The following is an 18,485-nucleotide window of genomic DNA, read 5'->3' as shown; positions in this document are numbered from 1 at the left end:
AAACTTCTTCATTTTAGCTTTAAGTTTTGCTACTTGTCTTGGTTTGTTTTAAAATTATTTAAATTGGAAATTAGAGTAAAACTTTACAAGATGCGAACATTCAGTTCAAGGAAGTTGAGTTTATCTGCAAATGTGGAAAGATTCAAAAAGAAGTTATGCTCCTTGAAGGAGATTACGGCTTTTCAACATCTCTTTGCGAAAACTGTGGCAGAAGAAATTTAGTTGAGTATGATAACGGATTTGTAAGAGTCAAATCCGTTTAAAAAGTTTTGAAAAAACCACCATACTTACAAAATTAGCCAAAAACCCTAATATAACTGCTTCACTTTCTAAATGAAAGATAAAATTTACAACTAACCAAACTGAAAATCCGATTATAATTGATGCTAAAGCTCCTTTTTTGTTTGCACTCTTCCAGTAGATGCCAAGAATAAAAGGAGAAAACAAAGACACCAAAGTTATTATTGAAGAAGAAGCTACAAGCTCGTATATACTTTCTCCCGAAAAAGCAAGGAGTAAGGATGTTAAACTTACAACAACAACAGAGAGTCTGGCAAAAAATAAAATAGTTTTCTCTGAAAAAGTTTTAAAAATTTTTGGTAAAAGGTTTTCACTAAACAAAGCAGAAGGAGCTAAAATGGCAGCAGATGCTGTGCTTAGTATTGCAGAGAGAAGCCCTGCAAAGAAAATGGATTTTACAAAATCGTTTGTATGAGTGGATATAAAATCCACCAGCGTATTTTGAGATTCAAAACCTAAAGCAAACTTTACAATCAAAACAGTCAACAGAGGAACAACCGCTACAGAAAGATACATAAAACCAGCAAAAATAGAAGAGTAAAAAGCTACATTCTCATTTTTACTTGACATATACCTTTGAAATAAATCTTGTCCCGGAATAGAACCCAGTCCTATAATCATCAATCCGGATATATACGCTACTAAATCTTTATAAGATAAATCTGGAATGATATTAAAGTAAGAAGAAGGTATCTTCTCAAAAGAAGAGATACCACCTGCCATAAACAAAACTTCAAAAAAAACAAAAATAACACTAAAAATAATTACGATGGTTTGAATAAAATCCGTTAAAGCAATTGCCCACATTCCACCTGTATAAGTCAAAATTAAAACGATAAAAAAACCAATCAAAATACTCATTTCAAAAGAAAAACCACTAACCGTCTTAAACACAATTCCAAAAGCTACAAACTGAGCTGCAATCCATCCAAAGTATGAGATAATAAGCATAAAAGTAGCCAATAGCTCAACATCTTGACCGTACTTTACTCTGAAAAAATCTCCAAAAGTGTTAAGTTTCATTCTATAAAGAGGCTTTACTACTAAAAATCCGGCTAATATAAGACACAAAGCAGCCCCAAAAGGTTCTTCTATAACCTTAACAAAACCACCTTTTAAAACTTCTTGGGATGCACCTAAAATAGTTTCAGAACCAAACCATGTTGCAAAAAGAGCAAAAGTGGATAGATATAAAGGTAAAGACTGTCCGGCAAGGAGATAATCTTTTCCGGATTTTATTAATCTTTTTGAAAAAAATCCAATCCCTATTATAAAAAGTAAGTAAGCAGTTATAAAAACAATCAACTTTCAAAAAGCTTTTTTTCCCAAAAAGCTATCTGTTCCTCAATTTGCTGTTTTGCAGTCCCACCAAAGGATTTTCTTCTGTCTGCAACGGTATATGCAGATAAAAGGTTTAAAGCGTCTTCTTCAAAAAGATTACTAAACTGTTTCAACTCCTGTAATGTGATACTTTCCAACTCTCTCCCTTGATTTACAAGGTAACCTACTATACTTCCCACTATGTGATGTGCTTGTCGGAAAGGAAGACCTTTTTCTGCCAAATAGTTTGCCAAATCAGTTGCTAAAGCAAAACCACCTGCTGCAGCCTGAACCTTTTCTTTGTTTATTTTTAAACCTTCAACAATTTTAGTTATACCAACTATGGAACCTTTCAAAGTTTTAACTGTATCAAAAACAGGCTCCTTATCTTCTTGAAGGTCTCTGTTGTATGCAAGGGGAAGACCTTTAACCGTAGTCAAAAGTGAGATAAGATTTCCGTAAACTCTTCCCGTTTTTCCTCTGATTAGTTCAAGAACATCCGGATTTTTTTTCTGAGGCATTATTGATGATCCTGTTGTAAGTTTATCCGGAAGCTCTACAAAAGAAAACTCAGTAGAAGAGTAAATAATCATATCTTCACTAAACCTTGACATGTTTGCCATACAGATTGCACCGCAAGACAAAAACTCCAAAGCAAAATCTCTACTACTTGTTGCATCTATAGAATTTCTCATTATCTGAGAAAAACCTAACTCTTTTGCCACAAACTCTCTATCTATAGGAAAATCTACTCCTGCTACAGCTCCACTTCCCAAAGGAAGCATATCTATCCTCTTTAAATTATCTTCAAATCTCTCCTTATCCCTTTGAAACATCTCTAAGTAAGCTAAAAAGTAATGAGCTACCCTTATAGGTTGAGCCCTTTGAAGGTGTGTATATGCCGGCATCACAACATCTAAGTACTCTTGACTTTTTTTCAAAAGAACTCTTTGAAGTTCCGATAAAAGGTTTACAATATCATTTACCTGCTCTTTTAAATAAAGTCTAAATGCTGTAACTACTTGGTCATTTCTTGACCTTCCAGTATGTAATTTCCCTCCAACATCACCAATCTTTTCAATTAAAGCTTTTTCTATGTTCATATGAACATCTTCCAACTCTTTTTTCCATTGGAATTTACCTTCTTCTATATCTTTGGCAATTTCTAAAAGACCTTCTACAATCTTATCTGCATCTTCCTTTGGTATTATTCCTTGTTTACCAAGCATTTTCGCATGAGCTAAACTTCCTTTTATATCATACAAAGCCAGCTCTTTATCAAAAGATACACTCTCGGTAAACTCTTCAACAAAAGCATCTGTACTTTCAGAAAATCTACCACCCCAAAGCTTTTTCTCAGCCATTTTTACCTCTTAATAAATTTAGTAATTGATAAGATAAAGTCTTATCAAGTTAAGGGCGTATTGTGAGATGTAAAACCGAACGTCATTCCTACTTCCTTTGTATATCTCTTTATACACTTTCGTTTCTTTTCCATCTGTAAAACCGATATAATGTAAGCCAATAGGTTTGTCCGGTGTTTCTCCTGTTGGTCCGGCTATTCCTGTATCACTAACCGCAATGTCGGAATTTAAAAGTAATCTTACGTTTTCTGCCATCTGTTTTGCTACAGGTTCACTTACCGCTCCCAAAGTCTGTATGTCTTCTTTTTTTACTTTTAAAACGTTTATCTTAACTTCGTTTGAATAGGATACTATAGAGCCTAAAACGTACTGAGAACTTCCTGGAACGTTTACAAGTCTTGATACGATTAACCCGCCTGTAGATGACTCTGCGGTTGCTACAGTAAGTCCTTTTTCTTTTAACATTTTTCCTACGACTTCTTCCATCTCTGTCTCATCTTCTGAGTATATGAAATTTCCTAACCTTGATTTTATTTTCTGTTTTGTTTCTATGAATTCTTTTTGTTCTTCTTCCCAGATGAACAAATCTATACCTTTTGGAGAAAAGTTATAAGATATGTTTTTTATATCTTCAAGGAGATAATTTAAATCCAGCTCTTTTATTCCGAAAACTCTGTAAAGTTGTGTATATCTCTTTTTTTCAGTTAATCCGAGTTTGTTTAAAGCATCGTTAAACATAGGTTCCATCTCTGATGGAACTCCTGGAAGTGCAACAACAGCCTTTTTTACGTCGTCTAATATTTTTATAAATCCGGATGCTCTTCCAACTGGATTTTCAAGAATAGCCGCACCATAGGGAATTTTTGCCATACTTTTTCTTTCTTCTGTGATTTCTACATTTATTTCCTTATACTCTTGTTTTAATTTTGCTAACCAACCTTCGTGGTATATAAGAGGAACTCCTATAGCGTTTGCAACTGCTTGTCTTGTCAAATCGTCCGTTGTAGGTCCAAGTCCTCCGGATATAAACACTAAATCTGCTCTATCTAATGCATACTTTATATAGTTTGTAAGTTCATAAAGACTATCGGGAGATATGATGATACCAGATACATCAACTCCTCTTTCAAAAAGTTTTTTTGCTATAAAAACACCGTTTTTATCGTACTTTCTTCCTTGTGTAAACTCGCTACCTGTTACAAGTACTATTCCTTTCATAACTACAACTACTCTAAATATTTTGTTATTTTTATCAATACATTCTGTGTTCCTGTTTTTACAATTATAGGTTCACTTTCACAACTTTGCGAACTTTCCATAGGATTTCCTGATTGAGACGTTTTTACATAAAGGATAACTTCGTCTTTAAATTCTTTAAACATATCTTCTGTAATAACGTCTGCTGGTGTGATTTTAAATTCGTATGGATACTTAGGATTTTTTACTTTTTTTACAGCAAGTGGTTGAGGAGATATTCCTTTCCTAACTATTATAAACAAATCTCCTCCACATTTTCCTTTTAAACTATCATCTAAAACAATTTTTCCTGTTATTTTATTTTGGTCTATAAACTTTACTTCCGGAGGAAGAGGCTGACAAGCCAAACCAAAAATCACCATAAAATATAGTAGATATCTCATAACAACCCTCATATAATTTTAACACTTTCAATTATACCACCTGTGATAGAATAAAAACAATGAAAATTTTCTCATGAGGAGAAGATGAACTTAAACGTAGTTGATTTTATTTTTATGATTCCGGCTTTATTGATTGCTGTGATATTTCATGAAGTTGCCCACGGGTACGTTGCATATAAACTTGGAGATGATACTGCAAAAAGAGAAGGAAGGTTGACTTTAAACCCCATTCCTCATATAGACCCTTTAGGTTCGATTTTACTACCCGGAATATTGATACTTTTCAACTCTCCTATACTGTTTGGATACGCAAAACCTGTTCCGATAAACCCTTATAACTTTAGAGGAGATACAAGAAAAGGTATTGTAATTACCTCCTTTGCAGGTCCGGGTATGAACTTTCTTTTAGCATTCATCTTTGCCGGATTGTACCATCTTGTAAAAAATGAGACGTTTTTAACTTACTTTGCTTCTTTATTTGGAGTAGGATCGTTGGAAAGTATAATAGTCCCTTTGGCTATTTTCTTTAAGTATGCAGTATCCATAAACCTTATCCTTGGCATATTTAACCTTTTACCTATACCACCGTTAGATGGAGGGAATATTTTACTTAACCTTTTACCAAGAAGTATCCAAGAAAAAATAGAACCTTACGAGCAGTTTGGCTTTATTCTGATTATAGTCCTGCTGATGGCAGGTGTTATAGGGATGATTATACTACCGATTTACAGAGTTTTAATATCCATTTTGATGTAAAAATCATAAAAATTATCTTTTTTTCAATTATAATATTAATTGAGACTTAATTTAATTTGAGGAAGAATGAAAAGTTTAAGAGATTTAAAACCAGGAAAAAAAGGTAAAGTGGCATACATAACCGGATGTGAAGATATAAAGCAAAAACTTTACGACCTTGGTATCATCCCAGGGGAAACTGTAGAAGTTTTGCAAGATGCACCTTTTGGTGGTCCAATAAAAATTAAAGTCCATGATTACTGCCTTGCTTTAAGGAAAAAAGAAGCATCATGTATAATGGTAGAGGAAGAAAGATGAAGGATATCGTTGTTGCTCTGGTTGGTAATCCTAATGTTGGAAAGTCTGCACTGCTAAATGCGATATCCGGAGCAGAAGTAAAAGTAGGAAATTGGCCAGGAGTTACCGTAGAAAAGTTAGAAGCAACCTTTATTTATAAAAACTATAAAATCCACTTCGTTGACCTTCCGGGAGTTTACAGTCTTAGAAATCAAACGGCTGAAGAAAAGGTAACAATAGATTTTCTTTTAAAAGAAAAGCCGGATATTATTCTTAATGTAGTAGATTCAACAAACCTTAAAAGAAATCTGTATTTAACGGTTCAACTTTTAGAGTTGGAACTTCCTATGGTTATCGCCTTAAATATATGGGATGAGGCTGTAGAAAAAGGTATAGTTGTTGATTATGAAAAAATGAGTAAATTACTCTGTGTTCCGGTTATTCCAACATCAGCGAAAGATAAAACAGGACTAAATGAACTTTTAGATAAGTTAATAGATGTTTATGAAAATAAAAAATTTGTACAGTGTGAACATTTTGAAACTCAGATTGAAGAGTACTTGAAAAAAGTTATTAATCTTGTAAGTGAGTATCAACCAATCCTTTTAGATTTATTTCCTAAGAGATATTTGGCAGTATCCCTACTTGAAGGAACTTTAAACGAACCTATCACTTCTTCGTTGGAAGAGAAGTTAAAGCAGATAAGGGAAGAGATAAAATCCTTATACAAAAAAGATATAAAAACAGTTATAGTTGAAGAAAGGTATGGTGTTGTACTGAGTATATACCATCAAACTGTAAAGAAACAACGGGAAGATGTTGTAGATAGTTCCATAACCTTAGATAAGATTTTTTTACACAAGTATCTTGGTATTCCTATATTTCTTCTTTTAGTATGGATTGTTTTTGAGATAACTTTTAAAATTTCTTCTCCTTATGTTGAATGGCTTGATAAAGTTTTAGGAGTTGTTTCAAGCTGGACCTTATCTTTGTTGGACATGGCCAATACTCCTGATATGCTTAAATCTTTTGTGGCTGAAGGTGTTTTAGGAGGTGTAGGTTTTGTACTGGTTTTTGTTCCAGTTTTGTTTACCCTTTACATAATGATTGCAATTTTGGAAGGTAGTGGGTATATATCCAGAGCTGCCTTTTTGATGGATAGGTTTTTCAGTAGTGTAGGGTTAAGTGGTAAATCTTTTATTCCTTTACTACTTGGTTTTGGATGTAATGTTCCTGCCGTTTACGCAACTAAAACGATAGAAAATGAAAGGGAAAAAATTCTTACAACTTTGATGATTCCATTTATGTCCTGTGGAGCAAGACTTACAGTTTTTGCATTTTTTGTAAGTGTATTTTTTACAAGCAACAAAGGACTTGTAATATTCTCTCTTTATCTGATAGGGATTGGAGTTGCTGTTTTAGTAGCTGTTCTACTAAATAAATTTTACTTTAAAACAAAGTCTCAGTTTTTTATAATGGAACTTCCTCCTTACAGATTACCAACATTCAAGTATGTTATAAACACAGCATGGGTAAGGGTTAAAGCCTTTATAGTAGAAGCCGGAACGTTTATTTTTGCTATGTCTGTTTTAGTTTGGTTTTTGACAAACATTCCTTACGGTGCTAAAAAGGATGAAACGATTTTAGCGAATGTATCTAAAAAGGTTGCAGTGATATTCCAGCCTCTTGGTTTTGGAACATGGGAAGCTACAGCTTCTTTATTCTCCGGATTTGTAGCAAAAGAGGTTGTTTTATCAACTATGGGTAATATCTATGTTGGAGAAAAAATACAGGAAGAAAAAAAGGAAACATCTTTTACAGAAGGTATAAAGGAGATAGCAACAGGTTTTATTGATGCAAACATCAATTTGGTTAAAAACTTTGTATCTATATTTGGTTTTGTCAAAAAAGAGGAAGAAGAGTTTGACAAAAGTCTTGCTGATGCTATAAGGTCCGCTTTTAATCCGGCTTCCGCTTACTCATTTTTAGTCTTTTTACTTCTTTACACTCCTTGTCTTGCCACCGTTTTTGCAATAAAGCAGGAACTAAACAGTTATAAATGGATGTTTTTATCAATAGCAATAAACTTTACAGCTGCTTGGATAGTATCTTTCATAGTTTATAATGTGGTTAAAGATTTTTTATAACCTCTAACAGTTTTTCTTTGATAGATTTTAGTAGATTCTCATCCAAGATTTTTTCTTTATTTTTTGTTCTTACGTAAAAGGAATCTCTTGCCCTTAATCCTTGGGTAGAAGCTTTCACCATGTGAACGTATATATCGAAGGATGCAAAAACTTTTATAATGTCAAAAAGTAATCCAATTCTATCCTCTGCTGACACATCAAAAATTGTGTATCCTTCAGACATTTCATTATCAACTTTTACAAAGATTGGCGGAGGAACTGTACTTGCCCTAAAACCTTTAACTCTTTTTGAAGTAAGCTTTTCAAATAAATCTGGATTTTTTAAAACATCCTCAAAAATTTCAATAAACCTTTTGAATTTAATCTCATCTACAGCTTCAAGACTTGATGTAGAAATCTGTAAATCTACAAGGTAAGAGCCATCTTTTCTCTCAAAACTGTAAGCTGTTAGAATGTTAAGACCAAGGTACGATATTATTCCAGTTGTTATCAAAAGAGGATTCTCTACATTCCTTATAGCCAAAAACAGATTAGAGTAACCAGCCCCTGTATTTTTTTCAAACTTTAAACTGTAATCTTTTTGAGAATCTAAAAGCTCATATTCAAGTTTAAGATGCTGGATGATATCTTCAATAGGTGTTGATATTATGTAGTAATCGGATACTCTTTCTAAGAGTTTTTCGGCATAGTCTTTTCCAAATTCCAACACCAACAGTTCTAAAACTTTCTTCTTTTTGTTTTCTACTTTTTTATCAAGAGAGTCTATGGTTCCCTCTTTTATTACTTGTGATGCTTTTGTGTAAAGCTCCATAAGAAGGGCAAACTTCCAATCGTTCCAAGCTCCCGGTCCAACAGCGTTGGCATCACAGAAGGTTAAAACAGTCAACATATCAAGGAGTTCTTTATTTTTTATCAATTTCACAAACTCTGTTATCACTTTATCTTCGTGAAGGTTTCTTCTTTGAGATATGTGAGCCATATCAAGGTGATGTCTGACTAAAAATGAAACTTTTTCAACATCAGATTGATTATAACCAAATCTTTCTAATATACCTCTACTCATCTCAGCACCAAGTACGCTGTGGTCCGCTTTGTGTCCTTTCCCTATGTCGTGTAAAAATACAGACCATATTAAAAGGTCTTTTCTTTCTATCTCTTTGTATATGTCGTATATCTGTTTCTTCTGGGGACTATCTATCCTTTGTAAGTTTTCCAACTCTTCCAAAGCTTTAATCGCATGGGCATCCGTTGTGTATTTATGATAGTGGTCGTATTGAAAATGACATCTTTGATAGCCAAATTCCGGAATCAAATCATCTAAAACGTAAAAGTCCTGCATCTTCTTTAAGGTTCTTGGAAGGTTTGAGATGTTGGAAAAAATCTCTCTGATTATTGATTTTTCTTCTTCAGTTAGTTGTTTATTTTTTAGTAGTCTTTCATTTTTTCTAAGTAGGTATTCAAGGTTTGATGAAAAGTTAAGACCGTACTGTTTAAAGTATTTAAAAGCTTTTAAAATGTTTACGGTATCTTTTTCAAACTTTCTGTGGTCTAAAACGTCTATCTCAGAAGAAGTTCGGATAAAAACGTTATCTATCGGTATATACTCTTCGTAAGGGTTTTCCTGTTCTATCAGGTTTTTCAGTATTCTGTTTGTTATGTTGTTTATAGATTTTGCGTTTAGGTAGTAAAGTTTCATCATCTTTTCTACACTTTCTCTTAGTTTTTCGTAATCTGCGTCTTTATCTACAAATCCTAATTTCTTTACTACCTCTTCTTGAAGGGCAAAAGTCAATACATCACACTTTTTATTACATAAAAGGTGCATCTGATTTCTTATTTTTAGTAAAAAATCGTAAGCGTTTATAAGTTCTAAATACTCTTCTTCCAGTATTATCTCTTTTTCAACAAAGTACCTGTAATCGTTTACATTATCTAAAACTTTCGCAATCCAATAAACTTCGTGAAAATCTCTAAGTCCACCTTCACCTTCTTTTACGTGAGGTTCCATCATGTATATACTACTTCCAGTGTTTTGATACCTTATTTTTCTTGATTTTAAAGTTGCTTCTATGTAGGCTTTTCTTCTTGATTTTATAAGTTTTTTAAATTTTTCCGTTAAAGTGTTGAAGATATCCTCATTTCCGTATAAAAATCTTCCTTGTAGTAAAGCTGTGGCAACCGTAAGGTCCTCTTTTGATAAATCTAAGAAGGTTTTTATGTTTCTTGGAGAAAATCCTATATCGACCTTTAAGTCTAAAAGACAGTAATAAAAATTCTCAATTGCTAATTTTAGTTTTGATATGTCTTCGTGAGTGTACACGATAGAGATATCTATGTCTGACTTAAAACAAAGCTCTCTTCTACCGTAGCCACCTAAAACTATTATTGCTATGTTTTCTAAATCCGGAAAGGATATCTTTGCAAACTCTTTGATAGTCTCATCTGTTAAATCCGATAACTGACGGACTACCTCTAAACCACTTTCACCAGCGTAATGCTTTAATACAAGTTCCTTTTTCTTTTCATTAAAGTTGTTAAGTATTTTATTTTTTGTATTTATGTCTAAAACTTCAACCATTTTTTGACTCCTTTTTTTCCTAAAAACTAATTTTAGCACAGTGGTATAATTTTTTTATGAGATATTTTACATTTTATAACGTCTTAATAGCATTTACAGAAAAAGAAGATTCAAACCAGAGAAATTTGGATAATATTAAAAAAACTGTGGAAAAACTCCGTATTAAAAACGTCTTAATTCCAAATCAAAAACATACAAACATCGTTTTAAAAGTGGATGATTATAAAAATCAGGAATGTGATGGACTTTATACGGACAAAAAAGAATCAGCCGTTGGAGTTTTAACAGCTGACTGTATTCCGGTTGTTCTGTTTAACGATGACGAGATAGCTGTGATACACGCTGGATGGAGAGGACTTTTTGGAGGAGTGATAGAAAACGGATTTAGTATGTTTAAAAACAAAAAAGTAAAAGCATTTATAGGACCATCTATCAGAGGATGTTGTTATGAAGTTGATAAACAGTTTGTAAACGATTTGAATATAGACGAGAAATTTTATAAAATATACGACAGTAAAGCTTATCTTGATTTAGTTAAAATCGCTAAAAGTAAGTTAGAAACTTTAAAGGTTGAAGAAATTTTTGACGTTGGTCAATGTACAAAGTGTAGTGGAAAGTACTTTTCCTACAGAAACGGTGATTTTGAAAGTAGAATACTAACATTAGGAATGATTAAGGAGACAAAATGGGATTGAAAGATTTTATAGATAAAATAAAAGGTAGAAAAAAACTAAAAATAGAAGAAGGCTCTTGGATAAAGTGTGAAAAGTGTAAAACTCTGCTTTATATGGACGATTTGCTAAAAAACCTTAAAATATGTCCTCACTGTGGCTACACTTTTAGAATGACAGCAAAAGAAAGAGTAGATTCTTTATTAGATAGAGTTTACTCTTACGATTTATTTCCAAGAATAAGACCCATAGACCCTCTAAATTTTAAAGACACTAAAAGGTACAAAGACAGAATAAAAGAAAGCCAAGAAAAAACCGGATTAAGTGATGCGATAATCATTGCAAATGGACTTATTTACGATAGAGAAGTGGTTATAGCATCTATGGATTTTAACTTTATGGGTGGAAGTATGGGAAGTGTTGTCGGAGCAAAGTTCGTCAGAGGTGTAGAGTACAGTATAGAGAAAAAAATTCCTTTTATATCTGTAGCTGCATCCGGTGGTGCAAGAATGCAAGAGAGTATCCTATCCTTAATGCAGATGGCAAAAACAGCCATTGCTATAGATAGACTAAACAAAAACGGAATCTTATACATATCTGTTTTGACGGACCCTACGATGGGTGGAGTTTCAGCAAGTTTTGCTTTTTTAGGAGACATAATAATAGCGGAGCCGGAAAGTTTAATTGGGTTTGCAGGACCAAGAGTTATAGAGCAGACAATCCGTCAGCAACTTCCGGAAGGATTCCAAAGAGCAGAATTCCTTTTAGAAAAAGGACAGATAGATATGGTAGTTGACAGAAAAAACCTAAAAAAAACAATATACACCTTAATAAAGCACACCCATGGATAAACCAGTAATCGCGGTAGTAGGAGCTCACAACAGCGGTAAAACAACTTTTATAGTAAAGGTTGTAAATCTGTTGTCAAAAGATGGGTACAAAATATGTTACATAAAACATGACCCAAAAGGAAAAGCGAAAACAGATACAGAAGGAAAAGATAGCTACAAAGTGTACCAAGCAGGTTCAAAACAGGTGATAGTTGCATCACCAAATAAAATATCTTCATTTGTAAAAGTTGAAGATTACACACTTTTTGACCTAATAAAAAACTTCACAGTAGACGATATAGATATTATAATAGTTGAAGGGTTTAAAACTGTAAAAGGAATTGACAAATTTGAAGTGATTAGAGAAGATGAAAACAGAAATTTACTAACAGACGAAGAAAGTGGCTTAGTTGGAGTTATTACGGATTACTACGATTATCCTCTCAAATTTGATATAAACAATCCATCAGACTTTGTAAACTTTTTAAAAGAAAAATACTTAAAGAGGTAAGAAAGGATGCAACTACACATTATATTTGCAGGAAGAGTACAAGGTGTAGGATTTAGAAAGTTTGTTAAGAAAAAAGCAGATGAGATGGGAGTAAAAGGTTTTGTAAGAAACCTTCCGGATGGAACCGTAGAAGTGTTGGCAGAAGCTAACGAAGAAACCTTAAAAAAATTTTTCAAAGAGATAGAAAACGGACCACCTCTTGCAAGTGTCAACGGTATCAGGTACGAATTTTTAGAAAAGGAAGGAGGGTACGATGAATTTAAGATTGAGTATTAAAGTAAGTATAATCTCAGCGTTAATACCGTTTATAGTTAGTGCTGAGACTTATACAGTAAAAAAAGGTGATACCTTAGAAAAGATAGCTAAAAAATACAACATAAGCGTTGAAGAGTTGAAAAAAGCCAACAACATCACAGACGAAAAAAAATTAAGAGAAGGAATGAAACTAAAAGTACCAGTTAAATCATCAAAAAAAGAAGATAAAAAAGAAAGTAAACACAAAGAACGTATATTGGAAGAAACCTACACAGTCAAAAAAGGTGATACACTTGAAACGATAGCAAAAAAGTACGGTCTTACAGTAAAAGAGATAATGGACTACAACAACATGAAAGATGAAAAGATATTTGCAGGAGATGAGCTAAAAATACCAGTTAAAGGAGCTACAAAGCAAAAAGAAAAAACCATAACTCAGATAGATACATCAAAGTGTGAAATATACACACTAAAAAAAGGTGGTACATTAAAACATGTCTCAAAAAAAACAGGAGTGGATGTATCAATACTGGAAAAGTTAAACGATATTCCGTCAAACCAATGGTTGAAAGAAGGTACAAAAGTATGTATAGCACCTAAAAGGACAGAAGAGACAGCTACATCAAAAACTCCATCTGGATTGGAAAACTGTACCGTAATTTACAACCCAACAAAAAAAATTAGCTTAGAAGAGATAGCAAGAAAGTTTTACACATCCGCAAAAAAAATTAGAGAGATAAACGACCTATCCTCAAATACCAAGTATTTAGAACCAGGACAGAAAGTATGTGTACTAAGAGAAGACGTTAAAACTGTTTCAAAAATAACAGAGGAAAAGCGTGAAGTAAAAGAAGAGCCATCTCAAATAAAAGAAGTAAAAGAAACCTCTTTACCTAAAAAAACAGAACCAAAAACAGCCAATGGTGAAAGTTTAGGTGTAAAACTAAGTTGGCCTGTAAATGGAAAAGTTGTTGCCAACTTCCAAAACGATGAACAAGTAAGACACCTTGGTATAGATATTCAAACAGGTTGTGGTAATCCAGTAAGAGCTGCAGAAGATGGTAAAGTAATATACGCAGGAGACAGTATAAAAGCGTTTGGTAACTTGGTTGTAATAAGACATAATAACGGTTTAACAACAGTTTACGGATACTTAGATGATATAAATGTAAAAGAAGGAAGAGTTGTAACCAAGGGAGAAGTGATAGGAACAGCCGGAAAGTTAAAAAACTCTGACAGTTGTGGAATATACTTTGAAGTTAGAAAAAATGTTACACCACTGGACCCTATGACAGTTTTAGAATAAATATAAAGGAGTAAGAAAATGCCAGAAGAGTTTCCACGAATTAAAAGATTACCACAGTACGTTTTTGCAGTTGTAAACGACCTAAAAGCAAGACTTAGAAAAGAAGGTGAGGACATTATAGACTTAGGTATGGGAAATCCGGATTTACCACCTGCACCTCACATAATAGAAAAGCTCTGTGAGTCAGCTAAGAAAAAAACTACCCATAGATACTCAATGTCCCAAGGAATTCCAAGACTAAGAAAAGCCATAGCAGACTTTTACAAAAAAAGATACGACGTAGACCTTGACCCTGAAAAAGAAGTTATAATGACAATCGGTTCTAAAGAAGGTCTGGCTCACCTAATGCTGGCTATGTTAGAGCCAGGAGACATAGCGATGGTACCAAGCCCAAGGTACCCTATCCACTACTATGCACCAGTTATAGCAGGAGCAAGTGTTTTGACTGTACCTTTACCACTTGAAGGAACAGACAGCGAAAAACAAGAACAGTTTTTAAAAAACATATACGAAACTTACGAAGACTCCTATCCGGAAGCAAAAGTTTTAATCTTAAACTTTCCAAACAACCCTACCACTATGACAGTTGATTTAGAGTTTTTTAAAGAGATTGTTGCCTTTGCTAAAAAGAAAAATCTCTGGATAATTCACGACCTTGCGTACGGAGATTTATGTTATGACGGATACAAAGCTCCAAGCATACTACAGGTAGAAGGAGCAAAAGATGTTGCTGTAGAAACCTACTCAATGACAAAAGGTTTTTCTATGGCAGGATGGAGGGTAGCATTTGTTTTAGGAAATGAGACATTAGTTTACAACCTAAAAAGACTTAAAAGTTACTTAGACTATGGAACATTTACCCCCATACAAGTTGCAAGCATAATAGCGTTGGAAGGAGACTACTCGGTAGTAGAAAAAGCAAGGGACACCTATTCAAAAAGGTTAGATATACTTGTTGAAGGACTCAACAAAGCCGGATGGCCTGTAGAAAAACCAAAAGCTACCATGTTTTTATGGGCAAAAATTCCGGAAAAGTTCAGACATATGGGTTCAATAGAGTTTAGTAAACTACTCCTTACAGAAGGAAAAGTTGCTGTAGCACCAGGAATAGGATTTGGAGAGCACGGAGAAGGATACGTCAGATTTGCTGTAGTAGAAAATGAAAAAAGAATTAGACAAGCGGTATCAAACATCAAAAAACTTATGAAAAAGTACTGATGGTTTTTTACATACTAAAAAGGTTTATTCAGATGGTCCCACTCCTTGTGGGGATTACTTTTTTATCTTTTGTGATAATACAGCTGGCTCCTGGAGACTACTTAGACCAGCTTAGGATGAATCCTCAAATATCCGAAGCAACTTTGGAGAAGTTAAAACAAACTTACGGCTTGGACCAACCTATTTTGGTTCAGTACTTCAAGTGGCTGTTAAACGCGTTACTTTTTGACCTTGGATTTTCCTTCAGTTACAACATGCCAGTAATAGAGCTTATAAAAGATAGACTACCAAACACACTTTTTTTATCTGTAACATCAGGATTACTGGCATGGCTTTTAGCCATTCCACTTGGAGTAATTGCAGCTGTAAAACCAAACTCTATCGTAGATAAATTTGTCCAGATTTTTTCCTTTACTTTCATGTCTCTTCCATCTTTTTTCCTTGCCTTTTTGTTACTGTTTTTCGCTGTTAAATCCGGATTACTTCCAACGGGAGGAGCTGTCAGTCCAAACTACGAAAGTATGAATTTATTTCAAAAAATATTAGACAGGCTATGGCACGTTAGCCTTCCGGCTTTTGTTTTAGCCATAACATCCTTAGCTGGCTTGGTTAGACTTGTTAGAAGTGCAATGATAGAATCATTACAATCAGAGTACGTTCTTTTTGCAAGGGCAAAAGGGTTAAAAGAGAAAGACATAATCCTAAAACATGCCCTAAGAAACGCTTTAAATCCATTTATAACAATCCTTGGATTTGAGATAGCATCTTTGTTATCCGGAGCAGCGTTAGTTGAGATAATAGTAAACTGGCCAGGAATGGGTATGCTTATGCTCGATGCGGTCTTATCCCAAGATTTATACCTTGTTATGGGAGGACTATACATAGGCTCCATAATGCTTATAGTAGGAAACCTTACAGCGGACATTCTACTTGCAAAATTAGACCCAAGAATCAGACAAAGAGAAGTTGAAGGAATACTAAGATGACAGATGTAATGAAATACATCAAAAAAAACAAATTAGCGTATATATCCCTTTACATACTGGGGACTTTCTACTTCTTAGCCATATTTGCGGATTTTATAGCACCTTACCCATACGATATCCAACACAGAGACACACCTTACCATCCACCAACCCAGATACATTTTTTTGACGAAAAAGGAAACTTTCACCTAAGACCATTCGTTTACAAATACGAGTTGGCTGACCCTGTGTTTAAAACCTATAAAATCAATTATGATGTTAAATATCCTATCGAATTTTTTTCAAAAGGACACGACCACTACTTACTTGGATTTATAAAAACAGATATCCACCTTTTTGGAGTAAAAGAAGGAAAAATATTCTTACTTGGAGCGGACAACCTTGGTAGGGATATATTTTCAAGGATGCTTTACGCATCAAGGATATCTCTATCAATAGGACTAATAGGGGTAGCTTTATCCTTTACAATAGGAGCGTTGGTAGGAGGTATATCCGGCTACTTCGGAGGAAAGGTTGACAACATACTCATGAGACTATCAGAGATAGTTATGTCTTTTCCATCATTTTACCTTATGTTAGCCCTTCGGGCTGTTTTTCCAATAACCTTATCATCAGTTGAGGTTTTTTTACTTATCGTAGTGATACTATCTTTTGTAGGTTGGGCAGGATTGGCAAGGGTGATAAGAGGAATGGTTTTATCAATAAGAGAACAAGACTTTGTCTTAGCTGCAAAATCTTACGGAGCATCATCATTTAGGATAATAACAAAACATATAATACCAAATACTTACTCTTACCTTTTGATTGCGGCTACTTTATCAATACCCGGATACATACTTGGAGAAAGTGCCCTTAGCTTACTTGGACTTGGAATACAAGAACCATACGCAAGTTGGGGAAACATGCTTGCATCTGCCAGAAGTATAACGGCCATATCATCTTACCCATGGATACTTGCTCCCGGTGTGGCAATATTTTTAACGATACTTGCATTTAACCTTTTAGGTGATGCTCTAAGGGACGCCTTAGACCCAAAACTAAAAAGGTTGATAAAGTGATTTGCATTTTATTGGAAAGTTTGTTATAATTATTTTACCCTTTTAAATGACCTTGACAACAGAATAGGAAAAGCCCTATAGAAGGTTTTTATGGGTTTATATTGGGCAAAAAATTTACTATTTGTATTTTGATGTGTAGTCTGCATTTTAAAATAGAAAATATATTATTTGAATATTCAAGTAGTGATAAGGTCTATTTGACAATATAACAGAAATATATTTTCTATTATTGCCGGTTCGATGCAAAAAACATCAATTTGCAGACTTACACACTGCACAAAAAATATGCATTAAGGTATTGACTTTTTAAAAATTTTCGTTTATTTTTTTATTGTAATTTTTAACGGGTTTGACCCGCTCTATAGGGTATTGAAACGCTTATGTTCAAAGACGTTATATTTGTGGTAATAGGTTTGACCCGCTCTATAGGGTATTGAAACATCCGGGTTCAATTTCAACTATTATATTTTCTGCTAGTTTGACCCGCTCTATAGGGTATTGAAACTTGGTAGAAAACAAAATAACAACAAACGTAAAAGAAGTTTGACCCGCTCTATAGGGTATTGAAACGTTCTGGGTCATCTGGTATATCTCTCTCTATCACTTGTTTGACCCGCTCTATAGGGTATTGAAACATTTTTATGCAAAGAAGTTTTATCTCTTCATTTGCGTTTGACCCGCTCTATAGGGTATTGAAACTTGCCATATAAAATTCTTCTTTCATACTGTAGATAATGTTTGACCCGCTCTATAGGGTATTGAAACCTATAAAAGCTACCCCCATTGTGATAGATGCATAACCGGTTTGACCCGCTCTATAGGGTATTGAAACTAATGATATAGCCATCTTCTATTATTTCTGATAATGTTTGACCCGCTCTATAGGGTATTGAAACGGTTTTTCTAAAGCTTTAGCTACTCTTTCAAGCCTTGTTTGACCCGCTCTATAGGGTATTGAAACTCATTTTAATTGAGTGAAGCTTTGTTAAGTCATTTGAGTTTGACCCGCTCTATAGGGTATTGAAACCAACTCGTTCCATTACCAAGAAAATTCAATGAATAAGTTTGACCCGCTCTATAGGGTATTGAAACTTCTATTTGAGTATCTCTTTATTGTTCCTGTAGAAAGTTTGACCCGCTCTATAGGGTATTGAAACAAATGTTCAATATCTCTTGAACATCTGCAACTTTTAGTTTGACCCGCTCTATAGGGTATTGAAACAAATGTTCAATATCTCTTGAACATCTGCAACTTTTAGTTTGACCCGC

Annotated in this window: 16 protein-coding genes and 1 CRISPR repeat array; of the genes, 11 read left to right on the top strand and 5 right to left on the bottom strand. The window is 33.9% G+C overall.

Annotated elements, in window-relative coordinates; genetic code table 11:
• Positions 1-249: 249 nt before the first annotated feature.
• The 4 genes from NE054_RS02825 to NE054_RS02810 are packed head-to-tail and all read right to left on the bottom strand — an operon-like array spanning position 250 to position 4,624.
• Positions 250-1,605 carry a sodium:solute symporter family protein gene (locus NE054_RS02825; RefSeq protein WP_297888194.1) on the bottom strand — a complete coding sequence of 452 codons (1,356 nt, stop codon included), beginning with the start codon at positions 1,603-1,605 and terminating at the stop codon, positions 250-252.
• Positions 1,602-2,984, bottom strand: a complete 1,383-nt coding sequence (gene argH, locus NE054_RS02820) for an argininosuccinate lyase (RefSeq protein WP_297888191.1) — start codon at positions 2,982-2,984, stop codon at positions 1,602-1,604. Before argH ends, NE054_RS02825 begins: the two co-directional genes overlap by 4 nt.
• An 18-nt stretch (positions 2,985-3,002) precedes the next feature.
• Positions 3,003-4,202: a CinA family nicotinamide mononucleotide deamidase-related protein gene (locus NE054_RS02815; RefSeq protein WP_297888187.1), complete on the bottom strand. Its 1,200-nt coding sequence runs from the start codon at positions 4,200-4,202 to the stop codon at positions 3,003-3,005.
• Positions 4,203-4,210: 8 nt separating this feature from the next.
• A complete protein-coding gene (locus NE054_RS02810) occupies positions 4,211-4,624 on the bottom strand; it encodes a hypothetical protein (RefSeq protein ID WP_297888185.1) in 414 nt (137 codons plus the stop codon).
• A gap of 84 nt (positions 4,625-4,708) precedes the next feature.
• On the opposite strand from NE054_RS02810, the gene NE054_RS02805 reads away from it, so the two are divergent.
• From NE054_RS02805 to feoB, 3 genes are all read left to right on the top strand, one after another.
• Positions 4,709-5,380 (top strand): site-2 protease family protein, encoded by a 672-nt coding sequence (locus NE054_RS02805; RefSeq protein WP_297888183.1) that lies wholly within the window; start codon positions 4,709-4,711, stop codon positions 5,378-5,380.
• A 66-nt stretch (positions 5,381-5,446) separates the two neighbouring features.
• Positions 5,447-5,677 (top strand): FeoA family protein, encoded by a 231-nt coding sequence (locus NE054_RS02800; protein ID WP_297888181.1) that lies wholly within the window; start codon positions 5,447-5,449, stop codon positions 5,675-5,677.
• Positions 5,674-7,803, top strand: a complete 2,130-nt coding sequence (gene feoB, locus NE054_RS02795; RefSeq protein WP_297888178.1) for a ferrous iron transport protein B — start codon at positions 5,674-5,676, stop codon at positions 7,801-7,803. Before NE054_RS02800 ends, feoB begins: the two co-directional genes overlap by 4 nt.
• Here feoB and glnD read toward each other — a convergent pair.
• Positions 7,787-10,381: a [protein-PII] uridylyltransferase gene (gene glnD / locus NE054_RS02790; protein ID WP_297888175.1), complete on the bottom strand. Its 2,595-nt coding sequence runs from the start codon at positions 10,379-10,381 to the stop codon at positions 7,787-7,789. The two genes, feoB and glnD, sit on opposite strands and share 17 nt — an antisense overlap.
• Before the next feature lie 56 nt (positions 10,382-10,437).
• Between glnD and pgeF the strand changes: the two genes are divergently transcribed.
• From pgeF to NE054_RS02750, 8 genes are read left to right on the top strand one after another with little or no spacing between them, the layout of a single operon-like run.
• Positions 10,438-11,076 carry a peptidoglycan editing factor PgeF gene (gene pgeF / locus NE054_RS02785; RefSeq protein ID WP_297888172.1) on the top strand — a complete coding sequence of 213 codons (639 nt, stop codon included), beginning with the start codon at positions 10,438-10,440 and terminating at the stop codon, positions 11,074-11,076.
• Complete coding sequence (gene accD / locus NE054_RS02780; RefSeq protein ID WP_297888170.1) at positions 11,067-11,903, top strand: acetyl-CoA carboxylase, carboxyltransferase subunit beta; 837 nt, start codon at positions 11,067-11,069, stop codon at positions 11,901-11,903. Before pgeF ends, accD begins: the two co-directional genes overlap by 10 nt.
• Complete coding sequence (mobB, locus tag NE054_RS02775) at positions 11,896-12,393, top strand: molybdopterin-guanine dinucleotide biosynthesis protein B (protein ID WP_297888168.1); 498 nt, start codon at positions 11,896-11,898, stop codon at positions 12,391-12,393. Before accD ends, mobB begins: the two co-directional genes overlap by 8 nt.
• Before the next feature lie 6 nt (positions 12,394-12,399).
• Positions 12,400-12,669: an acylphosphatase gene (locus NE054_RS02770; protein ID WP_297888166.1), complete on the top strand. Its 270-nt coding sequence runs from the start codon at positions 12,400-12,402 to the stop codon at positions 12,667-12,669.
• Positions 12,647-13,954, top strand: coding sequence for a LysM peptidoglycan-binding domain-containing protein (locus tag NE054_RS02765; RefSeq protein WP_297888165.1), 1,308 nt, complete (start codon positions 12,647-12,649; stop codon positions 13,952-13,954). Before NE054_RS02770 ends, NE054_RS02765 begins: the two co-directional genes overlap by 23 nt.
• 18 nt (positions 13,955-13,972) lie before the next feature.
• Positions 13,973-15,172 carry an aminotransferase class I/II-fold pyridoxal phosphate-dependent enzyme gene (locus NE054_RS02760; RefSeq protein ID WP_297888164.1) on the top strand — a complete coding sequence of 400 codons (1,200 nt, stop codon included), beginning with the start codon at positions 13,973-13,975 and terminating at the stop codon, positions 15,170-15,172.
• Positions 15,172-16,158 (top strand): ABC transporter permease, encoded by a 987-nt coding sequence (locus NE054_RS02755; protein WP_297888162.1) that lies wholly within the window; start codon positions 15,172-15,174, stop codon positions 16,156-16,158. The genes NE054_RS02760 and NE054_RS02755 overlap by 1 nt, the downstream gene beginning before the upstream one ends.
• Positions 16,155-17,216: an ABC transporter permease gene (locus NE054_RS02750; protein ID WP_297888160.1), complete on the top strand. Its 1,062-nt coding sequence runs from the start codon at positions 16,155-16,157 to the stop codon at positions 17,214-17,216. Before NE054_RS02755 ends, NE054_RS02750 begins: the two co-directional genes overlap by 4 nt.
• Before the next feature lie 347 nt (positions 17,217-17,563).
• A CRISPR array of direct repeats spans positions 17,564-18,438; the repeat unit is 29 nt; unit sequence GTTTGACCCGCTCTATAGGGTATTGAAAC.
• Positions 18,439-18,485: the final 47 nt, after the last annotated feature.

Origin of the sequence: Sulfurihydrogenibium sp. (assembly GCF_027448985.1) — a bacterium.
Classification (GTDB): Bacteria; Aquificota; Aquificia; order Aquificales; family Hydrogenothermaceae; genus Sulfurihydrogenibium.
This window is presented reverse-complemented; position numbering and strand designations above follow the sequence as displayed.